We start from the raw sequence: 26460 nt of genomic DNA, 5'->3' as shown, positions 1-26460 counted from the left end.
AAGGGCCTGCCTTCATCTCTTCTTAAGCTTACGCTCAAATGGTTAACCTTAAGTTAACCTCTGTGCTCCACGGCACACTCATGCGGTTTCCCTGATAAAAAGCTCGTGTAAGAATAGCATTCTAGCTAATAAATTCATTAAGTTACAAAAAACAATTGAGGAGTAGCTCTCATTAAGTAGCAAAATGCCATTTAATTATTGACGATACAGAAAACCAATACTACTGTATATAAAAACAGTTAAATGGAATTTGGAATGAAATCACAATTTCTTTTAAGCATAAAGGAATATATGCAAACGAGACATTACGCCAATAAAACCATTGAGGCTTATCTACACTGGATTACAAAGTACATTATTTTTCACAATAAGGTCCATCCTAATAAAATGGGGTCAAGTGAAGTTGAGATTTTCCTCACTCATTTAGCGGTAGATAAAAAAGTTGCAACCAAAACACAAGCTCTTGCCTTAAATGCGGTCAGCTTCTTATATCGGGAGATTATTAGAGAACCGCTCACTCTTGATATGAAATTTCAAAAATCTCAATTAGACCGAAAGCTTCCTGTCGTCATGACGAGAGAGGAAGTAAAACGTTTCTTCAATCATGTAGATCCCAAATACCAACTTCCAATAAAGCTATTATATGGCTCTGGGCTGAGATTAATGGAATGTATTCGCTTACGCATTCAAGATATTGATTTTGATTACGGTGCGCTAAGGGTTTGGCATGGTAAAGGTGGAAAAAATCGGACAGTTACTTTAGCCAAAGAGCTCTATCCTCTACTTAATGAACAAATCGCATTGGCTAAAAGATATTATGATAAAGATATGCAAACTAAAGGCTATGGAGGTGTCTGGTTACCGTACTCACTCGCAGAGAAGTATCCAACAGCACCATTTGAATTTCATTGGCACTACCTCTTTCCATCACATAACAGATCAATCGATGGAGAAAGCAATCTGTTGCGAAGACAGCATATCAATGTTTCTTCATTACAGAGAGCAGTAAAAAAAACGGCTCAAGAAGCTGAGATTGGAAAAACGGTATCCTGCCACACACTTAGGCATTCATTTGCAACTCATCTTCTCGAATCGGGTGCCGATATCCGGACGGTGCAAGAGCAATTAGGCCATTCTGACGTGACCACAACACAAATTTATACCCATGTCATTGATCGAGGAGCCAGTGGTGTATTAAGTCCCCTGTCCCGATTATAAAAAAGGAGAGCAAATGCTCTCCTTTCTAATACCTAAGCAACTTTAATTATAGAGCTGCTTTCGCTTTCTCAACAAGTACAGCAAATGCTGCTTTATCAAATACTGCGATGTCGGCTAAGATCTTACGGTCGATCTCGATAGAAGCTTTCTTCAGACCATTAATGAAACGGCTGTAAGATAAACCATTTTGGCGAGATGCCGCATTGATACGAGCAATCCATAGTTGACGGAATTGACGTTTCTTAGTACGACGGTCACGGTAAGCGTATTGACCGGCTTTAGTAACTGCTTGGAAAGCTACGCGGTAAACACGTGAACGTGCACCATAGTAACCTTTAGCTTGTTTTAGAACTTTCTTATGACGTGCACGAGCTTGTACACCACGTTTTACGCGAGGCATTATGTCTCTCCTAAACTAAACGAATTAAAACCAAAAACAAATTAAGCGTATGGAAGACAACGTACGATACCCGCAACTTCACATTTAGGAAGAATTGAGTTTGGACGTAGTTGACGCTTGTTCTTAGTTGTACGCTTAGTCAGAATATGACGTTTAGTAGCGTGCTTGAACTTAAAACCACCAGCAGTTTTCTTAAAACGCTTAGCAGCACCTTTGTTGTTTTTCATCTTAGGCATGATGAATAACTCCGCATTGTAGTAGTTTAATAAACAATGTAATTAGGGCGAACAAAACCTAACGATAAAGAAAGGTTTTGTTACTTGCAAAGCCGCTAATTACTTCTTCTTAGGGGCTAACACCATGATCATTTGACGACCTTCAATTCGCGTAGGAAAAGACTCTACAACAGCAAGTTCTGCTGTATCTTCTTTCAAACGATTAAGAACGTCGACACCGATATCTTGGTGTGCCATCTCTCGGCCACGAAAGCGAATAGTTACTTTCACTTTGTTGCCTTCTTCAAGGAAACGAGTCAGGTTGCGTAGTTTTACCTGATAGTCTCCAATATCAGTTCCAGGTCGGAATTTAACTTCCTTAATCTGAATCTGTTTTTGCTTTTTCTTCTGCTCTTTAGCAGCTTTACTCTTTTCAAAGAGGAACTTGCCATAGTCCATCACACGACAAACTGGTGGCTCGGCGTTAGGGCTGATCTCTACAAGATCCATACCAGCTTCTACGGCTACTTCTAGTGCTTCGCTGATCGATACTACACCAACGGATTCACCATCTGCGCCAGTTAAACGCACTTCACGAACGCCACGAATTTCACCGTTTAAACGGTGCTGGTTTTGTTTGGCCGGCTGTTGGCCACGTCTTCCGCCTTTAATAGTTTATTCCTCCAGATTGAGCTTACGGCTAGAAACTTCGGCTTGGATATGTGTAATAAAGTCATCCAATTTAAATTTACCTAAGTCCTTGCCCTTTCGAGTACGCACTGCGATTTCACCGGCTTCCATTTCTTGGTCGCCACAAACCAGCATATACGGTACACGTTTTAAAGTGTGTTCGCGGATTTTAAAGCCTATCTTCTCATTTCTCAAGTCCGCTTTCGCACGAATACCACATTTTTGTAGCTTTTGTACGACTTCTTGAGCGTATCCTGCTTGTTTATCAGTAATATTCACAACAACAGCTTGCTCTGGAGCCAACCATGTTGGGAAAAACCCTGCATACTCTTCAATGAGGATCCCAATAAACCGTTCAAGAGAACCTAAAATAGCACGGTGAATCATTACTGGTACTAAACGTTCGTTATTTTCACCAACGTAAGTGGCACCAAGACGAGAAGGTAAGTTGAAGTCAAGCTGAACTGTACCACATTGCCATGCTCGATCTAAGCAATCATACAAGGTAAATTCAATTTTTGGACCATAGAATGCACCTTCCCCTTCTTGAATTTCATAAGCGATACCCATGGCTTCAAGAGAATGTTTTAATGCTTCTTCTGATTTATCCCAAATTTCATCACTACCAACACGCTTTTCAGGCCGAGTCGACAATTTAACGGCAATGTTTTCAAAGCCAAAGGTATTATAAGTGTCATACACCATCTTGATACATGAAGTCACTTCTTGTTGTATTTGATCTTCCGTACAGAAAATATGCGCATCATCTTGGGTAAAACCACGAACACGCATAATACCATGTAAAGACCCTGATGGCTCATTACGATGGCATGAACCGAACTCAGCCATACGTAAAGGAAGATCACGATACGATTTCAATCCTTGATTAAAGATCTGCACATGACCTGGGCAGTTCATAGGTTTAATCGCATATTCACGGTTTTCAGATGAAGTGGTAAACATGGCATCTGCGTATTTATCCCAGTGACCAGAACGCTCCCATAGGACACGGTCCATCATCAATGGACCTTTCACTTCTTGGTAGCCATACTCATTCAATTTATGACGAATAAAGACTTCAAGATCACGGAAAATGGACCAGCCATTATGATGCCAGAAAACCATTCCCGGTGCTTCTTGCTGCATGTGGAATAAATCAAGCTGTTTGCCAATTTTACGATGGTCACGCTTAGCCGCTTCTTCTAAGCGAGTAAGATGTGCTTGTAACGCTTTTTTGTCGTGGAAAGCGGTGCCATAAACACGCTGTAGCATTTTGTTATCGCTGTTACCACGCCAATAAGCGCCCGCAACATTGAGCAATTTAAAGTGCTGGCAAAAACCCATATGTGGAACATGAGGCCCACGGCACATATCAATATATTCTTCATGATGGTAAAGACCTGGGCGATCATCTCGTGCCACGTTTTCGTCCAAGATCTCCATCTTATAAGGTTCACCTCGAGATTCAAACGTATCTCGAGCTTCCTGCCAACTGACTTTCTTTTTAACGACTTGATATTTTGTTTTCGCCAGCTCTTTCATTCGAGCTTCAATGGTGTCGAGATCTTCTTGTGAAAGAGAATGATCGAGGTCAATATCGTAATAGAAGCCGTTATCGATCGTTGGTCCAATTGCCATTTTTGCTTGTGGATACAATTGCTTAAGAGCATGACCGAGCAAGTGCGCACAAGAGTGACGGACAATTTCTAACCCATCAATGTCATCTTTTGTGGTGATGATTTCAAGGCTTGCATCATGTTCAATCAGATCGCATGCATCAACACGAACGCCATCAACACGGCCAGCAATGGTGGCTTTTGCAAGACCAGGGCCGATAGATAGAGCGACATCCATAGTAGAAATAGCGTGGTCAAACTGACGTTGACTGCCATCAGGAAGAGTAATAATAGGCATGATAAATCCTTACAGTGGTGTTGCATACCAAGCAACACGTGTTCAGTATGTGGAAAATAAACATCGATGGTCACTCGGTAACACGAATACCGGATCATCAATGGGCGTGAATTGTACCTAGGTCACATGAGTAATGTAAAGAAGGAATCATAAAGAAACGACAAAGCCCGTAGGTTAATCTACGGGCTTACTGGTGGTGCTAAAGATTATGCTTCACTACGGCGACGAGCACTCTGACCTCGTTCACCCGAGCGTTCACCACGAAAGTTTCCGCGATTATCACCACCACGGTTACGGTCAAAGCGACGTTCACCATCACGAGCAGGGCGAGAAGAATCACCTCGTCCACGACCGCCTTCACGACCGCCACGGTAACCACCACCATCTCGGTTACCTTCAGGGCGACGACCACGAGACTCGCGGAAGTCATCAAAATCACAAACCACCGCACCCACTTCTTTTTGGCGAATACGTAATTTACGAAGTTTACCTGTTACATCCGCTGACATGCTTTTTGGTAACTGAACAAATGTATGGCCTTGAGCCAGTTTGATCGCACCGATTGAACCCTTAGTCAAACCCAGTTCATTGGCTAAAGCACCCACGATATCTTTTACTTGAACGCCTTGTTCCCGGCCGACTTGTAACTGATAAGTATCCCAATCGACATTACGAGCACCCTCACGTGCACCAAATTCACGACGACTACCACCCTCACGGCGATCACCATCACGACGATCACGACGACGTAACTTATCACGTTCAATCGCTTCAATCATTGGGTCTTCACCCGTGTAGAATAATGGGCGTTTACCTTGTTGGCGTTTCAGTAAAATTGCGGCAAGCGTTGTGGCATCAATGTCTAAAGAAGACTGCAGTTTCTCCACTAATTCTACAAATTTTTCTAGTGCAACATGGCCTTTATCAGCTTCAAGTTCCACCGCAAGTTTTGTTAAGCGAGATTCCGCAACTTTATCACGATGAGGAAGCTGAATTTCTTCCATTGAAGAACGTGTAACACGTTCAATCGTACGTAGCATACGGATCTGGTTAGTACGAACTAATAGAATCGCTTTACCTTTACGTCCAGCACGGCCTGTACGGCCAATACGGTGGATGTAAGATTCGACATCAAATGGAATATCGTAGTTAAATACGTGAGTAATGCGCGGTACATCAAGGCCTCGAGCAACAACATCCGTTGCTACTAATATATCAATGACACCTTGTTTGATGTGATCAACGGTACGTTCACGTAAAGATTGAGGAATATCACCATGTAATGCCGCCGCTTTAAAGCCTCGGGCACATAACCAATCGGCTAAACGTTCAGTATCTTGACGAGTACGAACGAAAACAATAGAAGCGTCGGTTTCTTCTGTTTCAAGCAGACGCGCCATCGCTTCGTCTTTTTCAACACCTTTTACCACCCAGTATTGTTGTTCAACTTTCGCAACCGTCTGGTTTGAACCCGCAACATCAACACGCGCAGGGTTACGTAAGAAGCGGTCAACAATGTCTTTCACCATCGGTGGCATTGTTGCAGAGAAAAGAACGCGTTGAGCCGTATCTGGCGATTGTTCCATAATCCAAGTAACGTCGTCGACAAAACCCATTTTGAGCATTTCATCGGCTTCATCCAAAACGAAAGTATGACATTCATCAAGATGTAAACGTTCACGAGTGATTAAGTCTTTCACACGACCAGGAGTACCGACAACAATATGAGCTCCAGCTTTTAAAGCTCGCATTTGATCAACGATGGAAGCACCACCGTAAATTTCTAATACTTTTAGGCCTTTGATATTTTGGCCAAGAGTCTTCACTTCGGCAGCCACTTGAATGGCTAACTCACGAGTTGGGGCCATAACAATCGCCTGAGGCTTATATTGGTTAAGATCCAACTTGTTCAAAAGTGGTAAAGAGAAAGCGGCAGTTTTACCTGTACCCGTTTGAGCTTTACCTAACGCATCACGGCCTTCAAGTAGAAAAGGAATGGCAGCAGCTTGGATTGGAGTTGGTGAAACAAAGCCCATTTCGTTTAGGGCGGAAAGGATGGCACTGTTTAGTGCTAAGTCACTAAATTGAATGACGGTTTCTTGCATGGGGTTCCCACTAAAATAAAAAATAACTAAGGTCCCACGTGCTATACCATTTTCCAACCAATCCTAAAGAAGAGCTGATTCCGTTCAGATGCGGATGAGTATTAAAAAGCATCAAGCCACTAGGGACATCTAAGGGACGCGGATTATTCCTTAAAAGCATAAAAAAAGCCAGAAAAAATTGAAATTCATCACATAATTTTTCTTAATGATGGGAAAATACCCAACTTATATCACTCAAGCCATTGGATCTATTCATATACATTCACCATCTCATTCATAAATTTCTCCCTTTATGCCCAATTCACCTTGGCAATAGACTCTTCTACTCCCACTTTACCTCTCTAACCATGACTTTGGTTGACATTTATAACCCCCGTTCTTTGCCCAATCTTCCTTCACTTTCCAAGTGAGATAATACGTAGACGCTTCATAAGATAACTATACTTTTCTAGCTTAGCCCAGTACCATAACCCCGCAGACGCGAGTCGCCTTTCCCCAAAAAAAATCAAGCAGCATAAGCTGTGGGAAATGCCTATCGGAGAGGCTGAGGAAACCGAATCTCCTAACGACAAATCATAGGTTTATAAATAAGCATGTTCCAAAATAACCCGCTACTTGCCCAGCTCAAACAACAAATTCAAGAAAATCTCCCTAAGAAAGAAGGCCAGATCAAAGCGACTGATAAAGGCTATGGTTTTCTTGAAGTGGATAATAAAACCAGCTTTTTTATACCACCACCTTATATGAAAAAGTGCCTACATGGCGATAAAGTCGTCGCCATTATTCGTACCGAAAACGAGCGTGAAGTAGCGGAGCCACAAGAACTGCTAGAGCCAGCTCTGACTCGATTTATTGGCCGGGTTAAGCTCCATAAAGGGAAACTTAATGTAACGCCAGACCATCCTCAGTTGAAGAAAAACACCTTCAAAGCCAAAACACAAAAAGGCCTAAACCCGGAAGAAGTCAACGAAGGTGATTGGGTCGTAGCAACACTCACTCGCCATCCGCTCAAGGGAGATAGTGGTTTCTTTGTCGAAATTACAGAAAAAATTACTGACGCTGACGATAAAATTGCCCCTTGGTGGGTCACATTAGCAGAAAACGATTTGCCAAATTCAGAACCCGCTGGGTGCGATCACTGGCAGTTACAGGATGACGACGACTTACAACGTGTCGACTTAACTCATCTACCTTTTGTGACGATTGATGGTGAATCCACCAAAGACATGGATGATGCACTGTATGCTAAGAAGCGGGAAGAAGGCGGTTTTGAAGTCACGATCGCTATCGCCGATCCTACCGCTTATATTACCGCAAATGATCCAATGGACAACGTTGCCCGTGAACGAGGATTTACTATTTATCTACCGGGGAGAAATATTCCGATGCTCCCCCGTGATTTAGCCGATAACCTATGCTCTCTGATCGAAAATGAAATTCGCCCAGTGCTTTGTTGTACATTAACCGTCAATGAAGATGGCACTATCAATGATGATATGCATTTTTTTGCTGCCAATATTCGCTCACATGCTCGCCTCGTTTACGAGCAAGTCTCTGATTGGTTAGAAACAGGTCACTCAACTTGGCAACCCATTGAGACCATTGCCCAAGTCGTCCGAGACCTTTATGAATTTTCTCAGCTACGATCCGCTTGGCGTGAAACCCAAGCCGTTGTCTTCCCTGATCGCCCAGACTACCGCTTTGAATTAAACGAAGACAATGACGTAATTGCTATTCACGCCGATCTCAGACGTAGTGCTAATCGCCTAGTAGAAGAAGCGATGATCACAGCGAATATCTGTGCGGGTAAAGTATTACAGTCAACGTTTGGTTGCGGCGTATTTAATACTCACGCAGGTTTTAAAACCGACAAAATCGCCGATGTGGTAACTCTGGTGAAAAACCATGGGGCGGAGTTTGATGAAGCCACTCTGGCAACCCTTGACGGTTTTGCTGCTTTACGTCGCTGGCTTGCGAAACAACCTACATCATACCTTGATAACCGAATGCGAAAATTCCAAAGTTACAGTGAAATTGGCAACCAGCCATTACCTCACTTCGCTATGGGGTTAGACATTTATGCGACGTGGACTTCACCTATCCGTAAATATGGCGATATGGTGAATCACCGTATGCTTAAAGCACACATAATGGGAAAACAACCTGAACAAATTCCTGATGAAAACCTAGGAGAAGAGCTGGCCCTCCACCGTAAACATCACAAAATTGCAGAACGAAATGTGGCCGATTGGTTATATGCCCGAACACTGGCGGATGAGCCGAATAAGCAAACCCGCTTTATGGCTGAGATCTTTGATATCAACCGACCCGGGATGCGTGTCCGTTTATTAGACAATGGCGCAATGGCTTTTATTCCTGGAGCACTGATTTTAGACAATAAAGAACGTCTTGTCTGTAATGGTGAGGAGGGAACGGTAACCATTGATAATACTTTGGTTTATCAGTTAGGTGATACCTTAGAAGTCGTGTTAAGTGAAGTGAATCTAGATAACCGTAACATCGTCGCTAAACCCACTCAGGTCTTTGCAGATTCTCCTTCTGCTCAAACTGAATCAGCCAGCCCGGCAGCATAAATAACATCACCAATGTTCGCTTACCACCTAAACAGGCACTATATGTGCCTGTTTTTTTATTCAACAATTAATAAAAAGTTAGTAAAACAACATTCCTATGACCAAAAATAAGATTTGGGGTCTTTTTCAATTTCTCGGATCAGTGCGGTTAAATCGATGCTTTTTGATAAATAAGGGTAAGGAATCCATTGATACTCAGCCCCTGTTGGTTCAGCCGGTACATACAAAGCCCACAGGCTATCTTCTTCTTCCCAAATCACTCTGGCAACAATACTGGTATAATCACACTGGTTTGAATCAAGCTTGTAGTGATGCAAAATAAACTGCACCCCATTATCAATGGGCTCGTAACTTGATTTCCCCAACTCTACTGGCAAACTTTGGTTTCGGCTTTGGCAAACCCATTCCGCCCTTTTCTCTATCTGACGTTGCAGCAAATTAATGACCGCCATAACTCCCTCTGATGCCATTGTGTTTCGTTGAGTATCACCCGAATAAACAAAAGAGTCTATGATCCTTATGCGATTCTCTCATTCATACAACAAAGGGGAGCCAAAGCTCCCCTTCTAATACCCGATTCAGATTAAAAATGTAGTTGGATCACAGAAACCACAATACAAGCTGGCCGCCGAACCCCTTCAATCTCCACTTTAATCTCACGCTCAATCTCTAACCCTTTTCTCACGGGGGTCACTTTTGACAACGTGCTCACAGCCCGAAGACGATTACCCGCCTTAACAGGATAAGGAAAACGAACGGAATTCAACCCGATATTGACCACCAGCTTAGCAGAAGGAAATAAAGGTTTATCCGCATCCACACTGTCCGTTAATTTGGGTAACAACGCTAGTGTCAAAAAACCATGAGCGATGGTTGTTTTAAATGGAGACTCTACCGCTGCACGCTCAGGATCCGTATGAATCCACTGTAAATCTTCAGTGACATCACCAAACTGATTGATACGCTGTTGATCGACCATAAGCCAATCGCCAGTATGAATCACTTCACCCAGCTTACTCGTCAATTCTTCATAAAGTGCTTGGGCTTCTGGTTTTAATTCAATGTCAGGAACCAGATTGACTTCTTCATTGGCGGGCTGGTGAAACTCTTTTACCCATGAAAAAAGCTGACGACTGTTCGCTCTATCTAAAAAGCCATCCCAATACTCACGTACGGTTGGCGACATCCATTGCTTAAATTCCGTGTTCTTGACCAAATTTTCAGCTCGATGCTTTAAAAGATCGGTAACTTTCATCAAAACCTCATTCTTAACAAAGAAGCACTGCCAATGGACTAATTTTGAAGTACTTCACAGTAATTCGCAAATACTTTATTGCGTACATGTGTATACCAAACCACCATTTCCTTTTAATAAACAAACAGTTATTAATAAAACATTATTTTATTAGAAACTCCCCCCTTAGAGTGATCACTTAACCGATTTATGCAAAAATCACAAAATTGAATGAAAACACCAACAATGTATTTTTATTATGAATACACATGTTTGATATAAACCGTAATGGAAACCCGATGAAAGACTTTACAAACCTTATTTCAATCAATATGATAGCGCCCGTAATGGAGAGATGGCTGAGTGGTTGAAAGCACCGGTCTTGAAAACCGGCGTACGTTAATAGCGTATCTAGGGTTCAAATCCCTATCTCTCCGCCACGTTCAAGCCCTTGATTTATCAAGGGCTTTTCTCGTTTTAAGACAATGCTATCTCAGAGGTATTGGCCAGATTAGGAATGATTCATGGGCTGATTTTCTTCAATAAATCAGACCAAAAATGAATATTGCGGTGGACTGGTCGCAAATTGCCCTGCATTAATGTCCACCACAACTTCAGGTTCTGTTGCATACTCATCGGAAAAATCATAGTACGTCACTTGTCCTTCCTTCACACACAACTGACCAAATACTCCTTCCGCTGTATTGTGGTAAGAAAGCAAAGCTGAGGCACATTCTCTTTGGTGAAAAAAAGGGGGGAGCGTTGAACGGTCCAATTTTTCGGAATACGTAGATGCGACATAGTCATCTCTCCTCTCATTTTATGATGAATTCGACTTAAGAATGAACAGCGGCTTGTGATAGCTCACGAAGTAATGGAAATGCCTGTTTGATTTGTTCACCGGTAACAATGAAACCAACGAATTGCTCCATTTCATCTTTCGCTTTCGCCACAACACCAGACATTGAAATGCTTACCTCCCAATGCACAACATCGTTTATCTTTCCTGCGAGTTGAATTGGGTAGTGAGGCGTTTTTACCTTGATCATCATTGGTGGCAATACCAGTTGTGCCTCTTGGCCAAGTAACTGCTTACCTAACACATTGGCGCTTAACACAATAGGCTGAAGGTATGGCATCATTCGTCCTTGAATTTCAGCGCAATCCCCCAATGCAAACACATTCTGAATGGAAGTTTGTAAATGATGATCAACAATGATGCCTTTGTTTACTGCGATAGTAGAATCTTGGGCTAATTGCGTATTAGCACATAAACCAGCAGCCGAAATCACAGCATCGGTTTCAACGATTTGTCCACAACTCAATGATACTGCTAATGCGTTCTCTGAATGATTGACTGCAACGACACTATTTTCTAACGCAAGTTGAACGCCTTGCTGTTTAAGCTGCTTCTCAAGCGGTAGAGCAATAAATTCAGGGATCAAGTTCATGAGTAAGCGCTCATTGGGTTCGACAATGGTGACGTCTTTCCCACTATTGGCTAGGTCCATAGCGATTTCAACACCGATTAACCCGCCACCAATCACCAACACCTGCTTTGCTCGGCTAATGTACGCCTCAGCAGCTTGATACTCTTGCAATGAGTTCAACGTCAACACCTCTTCCACAGCATCACCACTCATTGGTGGCACAAACGCTTTTGCACCGGTAGCAAACACCAATTTGGCATAAGGGTAAATCCCCCCATTTGCTGTCACTTGTTGAGACTGAACATCCACCTTTTCAACCATGGTGTTGGCAAACAATTCGATTTTGTATTCTTGGGCAAACGCCTCGCCCGTTTTGACGACCAAATCCAATGCTGTTTGTTTTTTACTAAAGACATGGCTCAAGTCTGGTTTGTTATATTCCGCCCCCTCTTCAGCGGTAAAGAGTTGAATTGGAATATGTGCGTCCATACGACGCACAGTTTTAACTAATTGGTAAGCAGCAAAACCACTACCAATAATTACGATGGGTGCCTGCATGCTGCCTCCTTATGATTTATGCTCAATAAAAACGTCTTTGCCTAAGTGACATTCTGGGCATAAGAAGTCATCGGGTACGTCAGACCAGACAGTTCCAGGCTCAATACCTTGGTTAGGCTCACCTAACGCAGGGTCATACACCCAATGGCATACCGTACAAATCATACATTGACAGCCTTCAGGATGCGGCGGTTCATGTTGAACAACAGGCAGAGCCTCTTTCGCCTTTTGTGGAATCACTTGAAGAGCCGGAGATACGTGGTCAGGCTTTGGAGAAAAAACCTCGGTAAGTTTTGATAAATCGTTATTGGCCCACAACTTAGCAATGCTCTGACCGTGTTCACGGCATTCGCGCATCGCTTTTCCATCTGGTCGCCATTTGGTTTTCAAGCTGATCGCCGTTTCAAACCCAGCATCGGTCAAACGCGCATGTATACGATCAACCGCACCACCATTCCAACCATAGCTACCAAAAGCCGCCGCTTTTTTTGCTTTAAAACGAAGCCCTGTAATTTCTTCTAGCATGCCTGCAATTTTTGGCATCATGACATTATTCATGGTTGAAGATCCCACCAGAATGCCTTTAGAGCGGAAGACATTCGCTAGAATTTCGTTCTTATCATGCTTAGAGACGTTAAAGACCTTAACGGCAACAGTAGGGTCAACATCATGAATGCCTTGAGCTATAGCGTCTGCCATCATACGTGTGTTATTCGACATCGAATCATAAAAAATGGTAATTCGATCTTCTTGATAGTTATCTGCCCACGCTAAATATTGCTCAATAATTTGAGCCGGGTTGTCTCTCCACACAATGCCATGGGAGGTTGCAATCATATCGACAGGGAGATTAAAGCTTAATACCTCTTTAATTTTTGCCGTCACGAAGCGGCTAAATGGCGTTAAGATGTTGGAGTAATAACGCAAACATTGTTCCATCAGTTCATTCTGATCGACTTCATCGTTAAACAATCGTTCATCACAATAGTGCTGACCGAAAGCATCGTTACTAAATAGCACCGCATCACCCGTTAAGTAAGTCATCATACTATCGGGCCAGTGAAGCATTGGTGCTTCAACAAAAACTAATTGTTTACCGTTACCAATATCAATACTGTCACCTGTTTTTACCGTTTTAAAATTCCATTCAGGATGATGGTGATGCCCAACAATCGAATCTATTGCCGCTTCGGTACAATAAATCGGCGTGTTTGGGATTTTCTCCATTAATGCGGATAAAGCGCCTGAGTGATCTTCTTCAGCGTGATTAACAACGATAAAATCAATAGACTTAAGATCAATTTCCATCTCAAGGTTTTGTAAAAACTGATGACTGAATCTATGGTCAACCGTGTCAATCAGTACCGTTTTTTCTTCACGAATGAGATAACTGTTATAGCTGGTACCTTTGGTCATTTTGTATTCTGTACCATGGAAGTTCTGTACTTCCCAATCGCGTTGACCGACCCAATGAATATTGTTTTTTACGTGAATTGTCATAGTGACTACCTTAGATGACGATTTAAGTTAATTGAATTCTTGAACACCTCCAATACTGCACACGCCGTGCCAGAATTTTTAATTATTAAAAATCAACTAGTTAAAACAAAACACCCAATGAAATTGTCAATATGACAATAATTGACTTCTGTCAATATAACAGTAACATTGTCATATTGACATGATTGGTATCAGCTATGACCTCATTAATCGCCCAATGGTTACATATTACTCAAGATCTGAACTCCGCACTCACTCGACAAGCACGTTTCGACACCTTGTTAACCACCATCCGAGAGGTTTTAAAATGCGACGCATCTGCTCTACTTCTTTATGAAAATCAGTTATTTAAACCACTAGCCATCAATGGTTTGGCAAAGGAAGTGTTAGGTCGCCGATTTTCAATTGATCAACATCCTCGGCTAGAAGCCATCGCCCGAGCTGGCGATATTGTCCGTTTTCCATCCGACAGTCACTTACCGGATCCCTACGATGGCTTGATCCCCAATCATGATGATAAATTGCATGTTCATTCATGCATTGGATTGCCGTTATTAATTGATGACCATCTGATTGGTGCAATCACCATTGATGCTTTTGACCCAAATCAATTTGATGGGCTTTCAAACCATGAATTACGTTTTATCAGTGCGTTAGCTGCAGGTGGACTTCATACCGCATTACTTCTTGAACAATTAGAAACACAAACCAGTTTGCCAAGAGAATCGTATACCGAAAAGCGGGCATTGAATGATGACATCATTGGTGAATCAAATGGAATCAAGTCACTACAGCAGCAAATTGATGCCGTTGCTGATACTGAACTGTCCGTATTAGTCATGGGTGAGACTGGGGTCGGAAAAGAATTGGTCGCCAATGCGATTCATCACCGGTCTCACCGAGCAGATAAAACATTGGTCTATCTAAATTGTGCGGCTTTACCTGAATCCGTGGCAGAAAGTGAGCTGTTTGGACACATAAAGGGGGCATTCACAGGCGCAATCAGTAACCGAAAAGGCAAATTCGAGCTGGCTGATGGGGGCACTCTCTTTTTAGATGAAGTGGGTGAACTCTCGCTTGAATTGCAAGCAAAGCTGCTGCGAGCTTTGCAGTATGGGGACATTCAACGTGTCGGAGACGATCGGCATATCCGTGTAAATACTCGTATTGTGGCCGCGACCAACCGAGTTTTACATGAAGAAGTGACCGCCGGGCGATTTCGAGCCGATTTATATCACCGCTTGAGTGTCTTCCCACTTCACGTCCCTCCACTACGTGAACGTGAAGAAGACGTGATATTGCTAGCAGGCTTCTTCGCAGAGCAGTTACGAAGCAAATTAGGGCTAAATAGCATTCGTTTCTCACCTACTCTGATTCAAGCATTCAAACAGTACTCATGGCCAGGAAATGTGCGAGAGTTGGAGCATATGATCAAACGCGCAGCGGTATTGTCCAGAGCTCGCACGCAGTCTACAGACATTGAATTGTTAGCGTCAGACTTTGATATCGATACCTCATGGCATTCAAATTCAGGTGGATTGAATACGCCAGAAATTCCGATGATGACCCAATCCAATTTGAGCCTTAAAGACGCAACCGATCGGTTTCAAAAAAACGCAATTATTGAAGCTCTCAACCATAATCAAGGAAATTGGGCAGCAACCGCTCGTCAATTAGTATTAGATAGTGGAAACCTACACCGTTTAGCTAAACGTTTGGGTATTAAGTCATGATTATGGGAAGCAGTTTTTGTGAAGCGATGGGAATGGTGACAAATACTCTAGAGCTAGAAACCCCTCAACTAACAACTCAAGCCCTTGATTTATCAAGGGCTTTTTATTCAAGTCCATTCACCCAATACATCTCGGTGATATACCCGTTTCCAATAACATACCTCACTTTTAGATAAAAAATAGAGTATGACGACCAAGTACAAACCTGCTTTTCAGGTTATAGGCTTAAAAATCTATCTGGAATTCAGCTTGTGTAGTATTTTCCCCATGAGAAGTTAGTACATGTCCAACCCACAGACGAACTTGTGGTTCAAACCAATACTGAATTTGAGGAACAAATTTATCTGTGAATTCATCATGAGAGACAGTCACAACGGGCCCCCACCCCTTGAGCCCCTCAGGAAAATATTGATAAGTGGCCGAAGCAGAAAATCCCAAACCACCCGTGGTATAGCCCCTTTCTCTTACCTCTGCTTTCGTTTCTCCATGTTCTCGTTCCGAGTAGGAGATCACCGTACCAAAGCGACCATTAAAGCCAAATTGTTTGTAACCACTCAAAGAATAGGTCAATAAGTCATCACTATGTCTATTGAATGCAGTATCTGATTTAATGTCACTATTGATATCAACATTACCAATAATTGAACTACTATATCCAGTATTTAAAAATGGCTGTCCATTATGAATAGAAAAATAAATTCCGTAAGCATCTGCAACGAAAGGATAAATATTTTCTGTTTGATATCCAATATCTAAACCAGAAATCTTTGAATTATAGTCGTAACTCGCATGAATAAATAGGTTATTATCAAAATGATTCTTATATATAATTTTCCCTGCATTTTTGCCACCGGCATCCGCTTGTATATTATTTTGACCAAGCATACCCATATCGGTAGAAAATACAGCCCATGTCGCCGTATGCTTAGCATAGACCAACGCACCATATTGATTAGATTCAATACCAATGATTAAATTTTCCCATGTCGCACTTTCGTCAAGATCATCGTAACTATTGGTTCTTTCTCCATCAAAAGTACTATAAATCTCCTTCGCTTTTAACCAAAAATCACCAGTAAAACCTAAGTCATCAGTAAACATCGTTTTTCCTCTGAGCCTTAGGCTTGCTTCTAACGAACTGGATCGATTATCACTACTATTCCCCATATTCGTTGTACCTTGAAGCCTTAAATTATAATACCATCGAGTATTATTTTCATAATCTGTAAATCGTGATAGCTCACTGCCATTATTTGGGTCTAAATAATTTTCAATCCAGTTACCATCATTATTTTTAGCAAAACAAGGAATACTAAACAATGAAGATAAAATGAGACATGCAGAAGGTAGTGTCTTTTTCATATTAATTCTCTTATTTTTCTGAAAGAAAAACCCATAGACAGCTATTTAAAATAGCCATCTATAAAATGGTTAATATTTTAATTTAATAATTTATTTAAGCAGTGCGCCTTTTGATTCGATAATATTTTTATACCACCAAAAGCTCTTCTTCCGCTTACGCTCTAAAGTACCGCGACCTTCATCATCACGATCAACATAAATAAAGCCATAACGTTTTGACATCTGTGCGGTTGAAGCACTCACTAAATCAATCGGGCCCCAAGAGGTATACCCCATCACTTCAACGCCATCTTGAATCGCCTCTCCCACTTGATACAGATGATCATTCAAGTATTGAATACGGTAGTCATCTTGGATTTCTCCGTTATCATCCAGTTGGTCCTTAGCGCCCAAACCATTTTCTACAATGAACAACGGTAACTGATAGCGGTCGTATAAGACGTTCAGCAAGTAACGCAAGCCCACGGGGTCGATTTGCCACCCCCACTCCGAAGCTTTTAGGTGTGGGTTGGGGATCATATTAACCATATTGCCACAAGCCTTCTCATTCTCTACCGGATCCGCACTGGCACAGCCCGTCATGTAGTAACTGAATGAAATGAAGTCAATGGTTTCTTTTAAAGACGCTTTATCATCTTCCGTAATATTGAGCTCAACCCCCAATTCTTTGAATTTACGAGTCATGTAGCTGGGGTAGTAACCTCGCGCCTGAATATCCCCAAACATGAGCCATTCACGGTTCAGCATCAATGTTTTCATGACATCATCGGGTTTACAAGTCAGAGGATATTGCATTGCGCCCAGAATCATGTTCCCAATTTTCGCATCTGGAATGAGGTTATGACACGCTTTCACCGCTTTTGCACTACCCACGAGTTGGTGATGAATGGCTTGAAAACGGGTTTGTTCACTACAATTACGCGGCAAACCAGATCCGGTGAATGGTTCGTGCAACGTGACATTGATTTCGTTAAAGGTCAGCCATAATTTGACTTTATCTTTATAACGGTTAAATACCACTTTAGCGTAATCTTCAAAAAAACCGATCACTTCGCGGCTAGCCCAACCCTGATATTTATTGGCTAAATTGAGCGGCATCTCGTAATGAGAAAGGGTTACCAGTGGGGTAATATTATGCTTAGCCATTTCATCAAACACACAGTCGTAGTATGCAAGGCCCGCTTCATTTGGCTCGGCATCATCACCATTTGGGAAAATGCGACTCCAAGCAATCGATACACGCAAGCAGGTAAATCCCATTTCTGCGAATAATGCAATGTCTTCGGCGTAACGATGATAGAAATCAATCGCCACATCTTTGATATTGAAGTCACCGGGTTCTCGGTAAACTAACTCTCCGAAAGCACCCAATGGTTGAACATCAGACGTTGACAGACCTTTACCATCGGTAACATGTGAACCTTCAATCTGGTTAGCAGCAGTTGCGCCTCCCCAGAGAAATGAATCGGGAAAACAAAAACTCATTGAATTAATCTCCTTTGTTAACTTACTTTGGTTTTAACAGTATCGTGAGCAGCGGATCTAACATCACCATTCACTTGACCAAACATGACGGTTAAAACTGTGGCCAATACAATCGATAAAATTGAGGCAAAAACAGTTGCCCATAGCGTAATATCAACGCCTGTCGGTGGAATCACTTGTGGGAAAATCAAAAGACTTGGCATAGCAAACGAGTAAACGCGTGCATTGAAGTAGCCGATAATAGCGGCACCGATGGCACCGGAAATACATCCAATAATGAAAGGACGTTTTTTCGGTAAATTAACACCGTATATAGCAGGTTCAGTAATTCCGAAAAGACCCGCCGTAGAAGCCGAGCCAGCAATAGCTTTCAGCTTGACGTCTTTCGTCATTAAGAACACACCAAATGCAGCCCCCGCTTGTGCAAGAACAGCAGGAACCAGTAGCGGCATCATACTATCTGAGCCCATCACAGCCATGTTGTTGAGTAGAATCGGTACAAAGCCCCAATGTAAGCCGAAAATAACCAAGATCTGCCAGCAAGCGCCCATGATAAGCCCTGCAACAACGGGGCTGGCGGCATAAATGAGTTCATAACCGTGCGCCAGAAACTGGCTGGCATGAGTCGCGGCTGGGCCAATGACCAAAAAAGTCAGAGGAACTGTGACAACAATACACAGCAGAGGTGTGAAGAAGTTTTTGATTGCACTTGGCAATATTCGATTAAACATAGGCTCAAGCCGGCATGAGACCCAAGCCGCAAAAATAATCGGCATAACCGAAGAGGCATAGTTCATAAAGGTAATAGGCATACCCAAAAAGGTCAGAGCCTCATAGCCCGGAACTTGAGATGCATCAAACGCTGCTATCATAGTGGGGTGCACCAAAGCGCCCCCTATCGCCATCGTGACAAATGGACTGCCACCAAATTTCATCCCTGCGGTATATCCCAGTGCCAGTGGGAAGAAAAAGAACAACGCATCACTTCCCGCAAATAGCAGTTGATAGATGCCACTGTCCGTTGTTGTCCAACCTGCCGCTATCGCCAACGCCAGACCGCCTTTCAAAATTCCGGACGCGGCCATAATCCCAAGTAAGGGGGTGAAGATGCCAGAAATGAGATCAATGAATACACTCAATACTCCATCCTTCGTTTTCTTCTCTATTGGTTTTACCACCTCTTCATTACCCATCGTCACCATTACCGCACGAAAAACTTGATTCACATGGTTACCGATCACCACCTGAAATTGCCCACCGCTTTCTACCGCAGCAATAACCCCTTCCAAGGCGTTGACTTGCTCTTTATCAGCCTGAGTGTTGTCATTAAGTTTAAATCTAAGACGGGTTGCACAATGTACAACACTCGCTATGTTATCGGCGCCACCAACACTGTGTATGATCTCTGCCGCAAGTTGCTCGTATTCCATAAAATGCCCTATTCAATCAATCAAGTTACTCACTGGCGAAAAGGCATAAAAAAACCCGAGAATATCCATAGATAAAATTGGATATTCTCGGGTTTTGCCCAGCCAAAGGTAACAATCCCAAATGCTAAAATTTATGTATAAAAAAACCTGACTTCTTACTCCATCACCGATGTGAAAGATAAGTAAAGTCAGGTTTTGCTCGCTATTGCGATAACAATCCGTTTCGATGTCGGTGACGTTATTCCCACCGCTTTATTAGGTCAACGCCATCAAGTATCAATCGTGATTAAGATCTCTGAAAAAGAGCATATCAGCAACAGAAAGTGAGAAATAAATCACACACTGTTTAAGCCTCATAATCGAATCATGATACTTTGCATCGAAAGACCTCCTCATTAAAAATAGACACATCAAGCTCAATGATAAATGTGTACTCATTCACACATTATCTTCTACCAATTTGAGAACACCCAACAATCTCTATACACTAAATTCAAATAAGGATTGTTACTGATAAAGCAGGCAAAACCTAAGCTGGGTAAGGTGTGAGTATACCTTACCCAGCTTAGGTTTTTTTATATACAAAAAGCAGCCAAGTAGTTTATAAATTATGCGTGTATCAAAAGTATTAAATAATAATGTACTCATTTCTACCGATGCCAATCAACGGGAAGTCGTTGTTATGGGGAGAGGAATCGGGTTTCAAATGAAAATTGGAATGGAAATTGATGCAAAAAAAATAGAAAAAGTGTTTACTCTCACTTCTAGCGATGCCGCCATTGATGCTCGTTATCACGAACTGCTAGAAGGAATACCGCTTGAACTGCTTGCTACGATAGAACAAATCTTGGAACTGGCAGATTCTTCACTCACGGGAAACCTGCATCCTAGCATCCGAGTCGCCTTAGCGGATCACCTGCATTTTGCCATTCAAAGGCTACAAACCGGCCAGAAAGTGAAAAATGGCATGTTATGGGAGATTAAGCAATTGTATCCTGCAGAATATGACGTCGGGTTACAAGCACTCCAATTAATCAAGAAAGCATCTGGTGTTCAATTTGATGAAGATGAAGCGGGCTTTATTACTCTACATTTGGTGAATGCACAACTGCATGAAGATATGAATAACACGATCAGTGTAACCAATCTAATCCGCGATATTATTCATATGATTAAATACAATCTCGGTTTGGATCTCAATGAGGACAGTGTCGAATTTAGGCGATTAGTGACCCATCTAAAATTTTTCGTTCATCGACTACTCCATCAGACAACAATCTCCGATGAAGATGACTCCCTATTCCTTTCGGTTAGAGAGAAATATCCCACCGCTTTTTTCTGTGTTGAGAAAATCAGCCAATATGTAAATAAAAAATTCCAACATAGTATGACTTCAGAAGAAATGATGTTTTTGACTATCCATGTAGAAAGAGTCAGACGAGCCACATCTTCTAAGCAAAGAGAGAGATAGTTTAATGACAACCTACCATGACCATCTTGCACATCAAGTGGTGAAACAGCTTGGTGGCTCAAATAATATTATCCGAGTCTCTCACTGTACAACTCGATTACGATTTCAGCTAAAACGAGTTCCAATCGAAGCAATTAAAGAAATAAAAAATCTGCCCGATGTCATTTCCGTCATTCATACTGGAGGGCTGTTTCAGATAGTTATTGGTACACACGTAGAAAAACTCTATCAATCCATTCTGCCACTACTCAAACCACAAAAGCACACTCACTTTTCTCATTGGATGGGAGCCATCATCAATACCATCACAGGGATTTTTCATCCTCTGCTGTGGTTATTAAGTGCAGGTGGGATTTTAAAAGGTTTTGTTCTTTTATCATCTAACCTTGGCTGGATAACCATCAACAGTGGCACATACCGAATTCTCTTCTCTGCTGCAGATACGATTTTTTTCTTTCTTCCTATTTTTCTCGGTTATACAGCAGCCAAATATTTTAATAGTAACCCTTTGTTTGGTATCGCTATTGCAGGTGCTCTGGTACATCCAGAAATTACCACCCATGTTAATTGGTTGTTTTTTCAACAAATTTCCGGTCAAGAAGTTCCGTCAGAAAATTTTATGGGATTACCTATCCTCTATTTAAATTATTCCACCTCCGTGATACCCATTTTATTTGCGACTTGGTTTAATGTTCGTCTAGAACAAGCTCTACCCAAAAACTTATCGACCTTCTTGTATAATTGGTTAACGCCTTTTTTATGTTTAACCATAACAATACCCATCACATTTTTAGTGATTGGTCCACTCAGTACTTTTATTGCAAATATGATTTCGAGTGGGATAGTTTACCTCTACCATACTAGCCCAGAACTGGCAGGCGGAGTGATTGGTGCGATCTGGCAGATGTTGGTTGTATTGGGGATTCATTGGTGTTTAGTCCCCATCATGATGAATAATATTGCTATTGATGGCTACAGCTTAATTATACCACTTCTTATCCCTGCCATTTTTGGACAAGTAGGGGCTTGTTTGGGCATTTTCCTAAAAACACATAATAACAAGACTCGTGGCTATGCAGGTTCTGCTGCTATTACAGCATTATTTGGAGTAACAGAACCGGCAATTTATGGTATTACCCTCCCTAGAAAATGGCCATTTATTTTCGGTTGCTTCTCTGCCGCCATAGGGTCCAGTATTATTGCCTCATTCCATGTAAAGTCTTATTCAATGGGTCTATTAAGTCTTTTCTCTTTTATTCAGATCATTTCACCACAAGGAATAGATAACACGGTTGTGGTCTGTATTTTAGCAACATTATTAACGCTGGCTCTATCGGTCACCTTAACTTACTTTTTTACTCCTCATACTCATGAAGATGCCAAACAAATAGAATCGAATGCATCTCCTACATTAACGCCGCCCTCCTCTTTACAAAAACAACATCTACAGATAGCTAGCCCATTGAGTGGCGAGGTGGTCCCCTTATCTATGGTTAATGACCCAACATTTGCCAGTGAAATCATGGGGCAAGGTGTCGCTATTCGCCCAGACAGTGGCACCTTATTTGCCCCTTTTGATGGCTATGTCGCTTCCATCTTTAAATCTCATCACGCAATAGGTTTAAAAAGTGAACAAGGCGTGGAGCTTCTCATACATATCGGCCTAGATACGGTTAAATTACAAGGTGATGGCTTTTCTTTACTGGTTCAGACAGGAGAAAAAATTACCGAAGGGATGCCCCTTATCCAGTTTGATTTAGACAAAATCACCCATTTAGGCTTTGATACTACGACACCTATTTTTATTACCAATAGCCATGATTATTTAGAGATACTTAGTACGCATGAGGCTTATGTAAAGGTCGGAGATCGGTTACTTACCACCTTATAACTCGGTAACCATAGCGCCCAACAAAGAAAGGATAACTTGATCTTAATCAATCATCAGACATTGCGATTGAACGTGACATGATTTTGTAAGAAATCATTCATCTTTGTCGCTTAGCGTGTTGAACAGAAACCACACTAACAACATGGAAATAAACGCAATGTCAAAGTTTAACTATGCCACTCTCACGGCACTGACCTTATTAAGTACCTCTGTATTAGCCGATGCACCCAAACATGTCATTTATCTGATTGGAGATGGCATGGCAACAGCCCAACGCCAAGTCGCAGAGTATTATCTGCAAGAGAAAACCGGCGATAAAAACGCACGTTTAGCCATGAACAGCCTGCCAATTACCGGAATAAACACAACCCACTCAGCCGATTCCCTAGTCACAGACTCAGCGGCATCGGCAACGGCTTTAGCCACGGGTATGAAAACCGATAATGGTATGGTTGGCATGTTACCCAATGGCACTAAAGTTGCCTCTCTGCTCGAAGGCGCTCAGAAAAAAGGCATGACCACGGGCCTTATTACCACCACTCGTCTTACGCATGCCACTCCTGCCGCGTTTATTGCTAAAAACATCAGCCGAGATAATGAAAATGAGATTGCTCAAGACTATACCAATTCCGGCATTACTTATTTCGCTGGCGGCGGTTATCGACACTTTGTAGCAGGTAAAAATTCCAAACGTACAGATGGTAAAGATCTGGTTGCGACGATGAAGAAAAATGATTACCGAACTTTTGTCGGTAGTGAATCGGTCGCCAGTTTCCGCGGCTATCACCCTAAAGCTGGCGATAAAGTATTTGCCGCGTTTAGCGCTTCACATGAACCTTATGAAATTGATCGAATTAAAACGAATCACCTTCCATCGCTCGCGGAGATGACAGAGAAAGGGATTGATCTCCTCGCAAAGAATAAAGACGGTTTTTTCCTTATGATCGAGGGAGGGCGTATTGACCATGCTTCACACGCCAATGATATTGCAGGCACGATTTTCGATACCCTTGCCTTTGATCAAGCAGTACAAAAAGCACTCGATTTTTATCACAAAAATCCAGATGACACATTAGTGATTGTGACCGGCGATCACGAAACGGGGGGTATGGGTATGGGGTTTGGCAAAAATTATTTCATGACTCTCGATAATGTTACCCACGCTAAAGAGTCTATCGAAGACAAACTACAAGGCGTCTATCAGGGTAATCGCTCCGCTTTCTACCAACATATTGCCGCGCAATTTGACTTGAGCACACTCAGCGATGAAGAAAAGTCATTGATTGAAACCGCAATGAACGCCGTTGATAAAAAAGCGCCTAACCTCAAAAATCTTTATGGCGGTTATGATCCCGTGGCTATTGCGGTGGCTCATATTACCTCAAAACGCGCTGGGGTTTATTGGACATCTTATGCCCATACCGCAACACAACTGCCTCTCTCTGCTATCGGGGTTCAGGCCGATAAACTAGGGGGCTTTAAAGACAACACCCAAGTGGCACAAACCATCGCGGAGATCATGCAAGTCAATATTGGCCGTCAAGGCTAATCAGCAAAACCAAATTGAATGCGGAAGCCAACTGCGCTTCCGTTTTCTTATAAGGAGAAATTCATGCGAGGCATCTACCTAGCCGTCATCGTGTTACTCTGTTTTACTGTATACGGGGCGATGGGATCCGGGAAAGGTCAACAACCCGAACACGTTGCCACCGTGCTTGCTTGTGATGACAGCCAACTCACGGTCATTGGCAGTAACCGCATTGGTATGCAAACCCTGACCATTGAGTTAAAAAACTACCCCGATAAGCCTTACTCTGCTTTCAATTTACTCACTGGAACACTGGAATATGATGAATTTTATCAACCGGGGGATACGATTTTAGTCGCCATACAGTTCAATCAAAATGGGCAAGTTCACCATATCAAAGCGCTCTCTCATTATCGGCTACCTTATTTAATGATGTTATTTGCACTTTTTGCGATTGCGCTGCTCGCTTATGCTCGTCATATTGGTTTGAGAGCGCTGATCTCTTTTGTTGGTTCCGTGCTGATTATTTGGCAGTTATTAATTCCAGGGCTTGTCGCCGGTTATCCCCCGATGTTCATCACGACCGCAACGCTTATTACACTCAGTGCACTTATCATTTTTTCCATCGCAGGTTGGACCAATAAAGGAAAAGCCGCATTTATAGGAACACTCATTGGTTTGATGATCACCGCGTTACTTTGTCTCATGTGTGGGAAAGTACTCAAACTTGATGGTATGACACAACCCATGGCCCAGCTCCTACTTTTTGAAACTGGGATGCATCTCAATATGCTTGATGTGCTTTATGCGGCTGTTCTCATTGGAGCCAGTGGCGCGGCCATGGATGTAGCGATGGAAATGGCCGCAACGATGGAAGAGCTCAAACTCACCAATCCAGAAATGAATAAAAAACAGCTCCTTCGCTCAGGCTTTAGAGTTGGAAATGCAGTAATTGGTACCATGACAACCACCCTATTACTGGCATACTCAGGTGGTTTTCTGACACTATTAATGCTGTTTATTAGCCGAGATACCAGCTTAATGCAGATTTTCAATATGAAATTAGTCGCCAGTGAAGTAGCAAGAACATTAATGGGAAGTTTATCCCTCGTGATTGTCGCGCCCTTAACGGCTTGGATCGCTAACAGTATGTTATTTCGTACTCAATTACACGACCACCATGTTACCTCTTCGGTACTCACCGAAAAGCTCACGGCCTCATGTAATGGTAAGTAGGCAATAAAATGTTGGCGATGGCTCAGTAAATGGCATCGCCTGCGGTTTTTTCACACTCTACGCAACCTTTTCCCTTGAACTTCTAGTCGTAGCCCTCATTTATCATAATAAGCACAAGCGATGAAAAACATCCATGATGTACCAGCCTTGCTTAGCTTTGATGATAGATAGAGAAGAACCCGTGTTCTCCTCAATCAGGAGAGGTGAAAATGAATCAATACCCCACAATCCATTTGCAAATCGTTGAATCAACATCAAAAGCCGTGAACACTCAATGGCCCGCAGTCATGACATTTCCACAGCGTTGCCAAGATACTATTTTTTCTTTGCCTCAGCAGCCCATAACGCTGGCTCACCCCGTACGTTGGATCATCCATGTGGATTTGAGAAAATTAGCACAATGGTTAGCACCAACCATTCACTAATATTGCTCATTCAAACAGCACGGGTGGAAAGAGAAAAAACA

At 42.3% G+C, this 26460-nt stretch carries 20 protein-coding genes, 1 tRNA gene and 1 pseudogene; 9 read left to right on the top strand and 13 right to left on the bottom strand.

Annotation, left to right across the window (positions count from 1 at the left end; all coding sequences use genetic code 11):
* Positions 1–255: 255 nt before the first annotated feature.
* A complete protein-coding gene (locus B5D54_RS07735) occupies positions 256–1218 on the top strand; it encodes an integron integrase (protein ID WP_078925954.1) in 963 nt (320 codons plus the stop codon).
* 46 nt (positions 1219–1264) lie between these two features.
* Here B5D54_RS07735 and rplT read toward each other — a convergent pair whose 3' ends face one another.
* The 5 genes from rplT to B5D54_RS07710 all read right to left on the bottom strand — a co-directional run bounded on the left by rplT (position 1265) and on the right by B5D54_RS07710 (position 6542).
* A complete protein-coding gene (rplT, locus tag B5D54_RS07730) occupies positions 1265–1618 on the bottom strand; it encodes a 50S ribosomal protein L20 (protein ID WP_040992521.1) in 354 nt (117 codons plus the stop codon).
* A gap of 41 nt (positions 1619–1659) precedes the next feature.
* A complete protein-coding gene (rpmI, locus tag B5D54_RS07725) occupies positions 1660–1854 on the bottom strand; it encodes a 50S ribosomal protein L35 (RefSeq protein ID WP_004727973.1) in 195 nt (64 codons plus the stop codon).
* 99 nt (positions 1855–1953) lie between these two features.
* Positions 1954–2505, bottom strand: a complete 552-nt coding sequence (gene infC, locus B5D54_RS07720; RefSeq protein WP_078925953.1) for a translation initiation factor IF-3 — start codon at positions 2503–2505, stop codon at positions 1954–1956.
* Between the two features lie 3 nt (positions 2506–2508).
* Positions 2509–4437 carry a threonine--tRNA ligase gene (thrS, locus tag B5D54_RS07715; protein WP_078925952.1) on the bottom strand — a complete coding sequence of 643 codons (1929 nt, stop codon included), beginning with the start codon at positions 4435–4437 and terminating at the stop codon, positions 2509–2511.
* 206 nt (positions 4438–4643) lie between these two features.
* Positions 4644–6542, bottom strand: coding sequence for a DEAD/DEAH box helicase (locus B5D54_RS07710; RefSeq protein WP_078925966.1), 1899 nt, complete (start codon positions 6540–6542; stop codon positions 4644–4646).
* Between the two features lie 593 nt (positions 6543–7135).
* Here B5D54_RS07710 and rnb point away from each other — a divergent pair.
* Entirely contained in the window at positions 7136–9136 is a 2001-nt protein-coding gene (gene rnb, locus B5D54_RS07705; RefSeq protein WP_078925951.1) for an exoribonuclease II, read from the top strand.
* A gap of 95 nt (positions 9137–9231) precedes the next feature.
* Here the strand turns inward: rnb and B5D54_RS07700 are convergent, their stop codons facing one another.
* Entirely contained in the window at positions 9232–9588 is a 357-nt protein-coding gene (locus B5D54_RS07700) for a DUF3024 domain-containing protein (RefSeq protein WP_078925950.1), read from the bottom strand.
* 131 nt (positions 9589–9719) lie between these two features.
* The gene (locus B5D54_RS07695) at positions 9720–10391 is read right to left on the bottom strand and encodes a MaoC family dehydratase (RefSeq protein WP_078925949.1); all 672 of its coding nucleotides are present in this window, start codon (positions 10389–10391) and stop codon (positions 9720–9722) included.
* Positions 10392–10719: 328 nt separating this feature from the next.
* On the opposite strand from B5D54_RS07695, the gene B5D54_RS07690 reads away from it, so the two are divergent.
* Positions 10720–10810, top strand: a tRNA-Ser gene (locus B5D54_RS07690).
* A gap of 122 nt (positions 10811–10932) precedes the next feature.
* Here B5D54_RS07690 and B5D54_RS07685 read toward each other — a convergent pair.
* The 3 genes and pseudogenes from B5D54_RS07685 to norV all read right to left on the bottom strand — a co-directional run.
* A pseudogene (locus B5D54_RS07685) lies at positions 10933–11171 on the bottom strand (TehB-like domain-containing protein); the annotation flags it as partial.
* Between the two features lie 35 nt (positions 11172–11206).
* Positions 11207–12358 (bottom strand): NADH:flavorubredoxin reductase NorW, encoded by a 1152-nt coding sequence (norW, locus tag B5D54_RS07680; RefSeq protein WP_078925948.1) that lies wholly within the window; start codon positions 12356–12358, stop codon positions 11207–11209.
* Between the two features lie 9 nt (positions 12359–12367).
* Positions 12368–13858 (bottom strand): anaerobic nitric oxide reductase flavorubredoxin, encoded by a 1491-nt coding sequence (norV, locus tag B5D54_RS07675; protein WP_078925947.1) that lies wholly within the window; start codon positions 13856–13858, stop codon positions 12368–12370.
* A 197-nt stretch (positions 13859–14055) separates the two neighbouring features.
* Here norV and norR point away from each other — a divergent pair, with 197 nt between their 5' ends.
* Positions 14056–15591, top strand: a complete 1536-nt coding sequence (norR, locus tag B5D54_RS07670) for a nitric oxide reductase transcriptional regulator NorR (protein WP_078925946.1) — start codon at positions 14056–14058, stop codon at positions 15589–15591.
* A gap of 225 nt (positions 15592–15816) precedes the next feature.
* On the opposite strand, the gene B5D54_RS07665 is transcribed toward norR, so the two are convergent.
* The 3 genes from B5D54_RS07665 to B5D54_RS07655 form a co-directional block, all read right to left on the bottom strand.
* Entirely contained in the window at positions 15817–16953 is a 1137-nt protein-coding gene (locus tag B5D54_RS07665; RefSeq protein WP_078925945.1) for a hypothetical protein, read from the bottom strand.
* 90 nt (positions 16954–17043) lie between these two features.
* Positions 17044–18438, bottom strand: a complete 1395-nt coding sequence (locus B5D54_RS07660) for a glycoside hydrolase family 1 protein (protein WP_078925944.1) — start codon at positions 18436–18438, stop codon at positions 17044–17046.
* A gap of 17 nt (positions 18439–18455) precedes the next feature.
* Positions 18456–19868 carry a PTS transporter subunit EIIC gene (locus tag B5D54_RS07655; RefSeq protein ID WP_078925943.1) on the bottom strand — a complete coding sequence of 471 codons (1413 nt, stop codon included), beginning with the start codon at positions 19866–19868 and terminating at the stop codon, positions 18456–18458.
* Positions 19869–20478: 610 nt separating this feature from the next.
* Here B5D54_RS07655 and licT point away from each other — a divergent pair.
* The 5 genes from licT to B5D54_RS07630 all read left to right on the top strand — a co-directional run bounded on the left by licT (position 20479) and on the right by B5D54_RS07630 (position 26419).
* Positions 20479–21339 (top strand): BglG family transcription antiterminator LicT, encoded by an 861-nt coding sequence (gene licT / locus B5D54_RS07650; RefSeq protein WP_078925942.1) that lies wholly within the window; start codon positions 20479–20481, stop codon positions 21337–21339.
* A 4-nt stretch (positions 21340–21343) separates the two neighbouring features.
* Positions 21344–23230 (top strand): beta-glucoside-specific PTS transporter subunit IIABC, encoded by a 1887-nt coding sequence (locus tag B5D54_RS07645; protein ID WP_078925941.1) that lies wholly within the window; start codon positions 21344–21346, stop codon positions 23228–23230.
* A 157-nt stretch (positions 23231–23387) separates the two neighbouring features.
* Positions 23388–24779, top strand: coding sequence for an alkaline phosphatase (locus B5D54_RS07640; protein WP_078925940.1), 1392 nt, complete (start codon positions 23388–23390; stop codon positions 24777–24779).
* A gap of 63 nt (positions 24780–24842) precedes the next feature.
* Positions 24843–25994 carry a YibE/F family protein gene (locus B5D54_RS07635; protein ID WP_078925939.1) on the top strand — a complete coding sequence of 384 codons (1152 nt, stop codon included), beginning with the start codon at positions 24843–24845 and terminating at the stop codon, positions 25992–25994.
* A gap of 209 nt (positions 25995–26203) precedes the next feature.
* Positions 26204–26419: a hypothetical protein gene (locus B5D54_RS07630; RefSeq protein ID WP_078925938.1), complete on the top strand. Its 216-nt coding sequence runs from the start codon at positions 26204–26206 to the stop codon at positions 26417–26419.
* Positions 26420–26460 lie beyond the last annotated feature (41 nt).

It is taken from the genome of Vibrio cincinnatiensis DSM 19608 (assembly GCF_900167345.1).
In the GTDB taxonomy this organism is placed as follows: Bacteria; Pseudomonadota; Gammaproteobacteria; order Enterobacterales; family Vibrionaceae; genus Vibrio; species Vibrio cincinnatiensis.
This window is presented reverse-complemented; position numbering and strand designations above follow the sequence as displayed.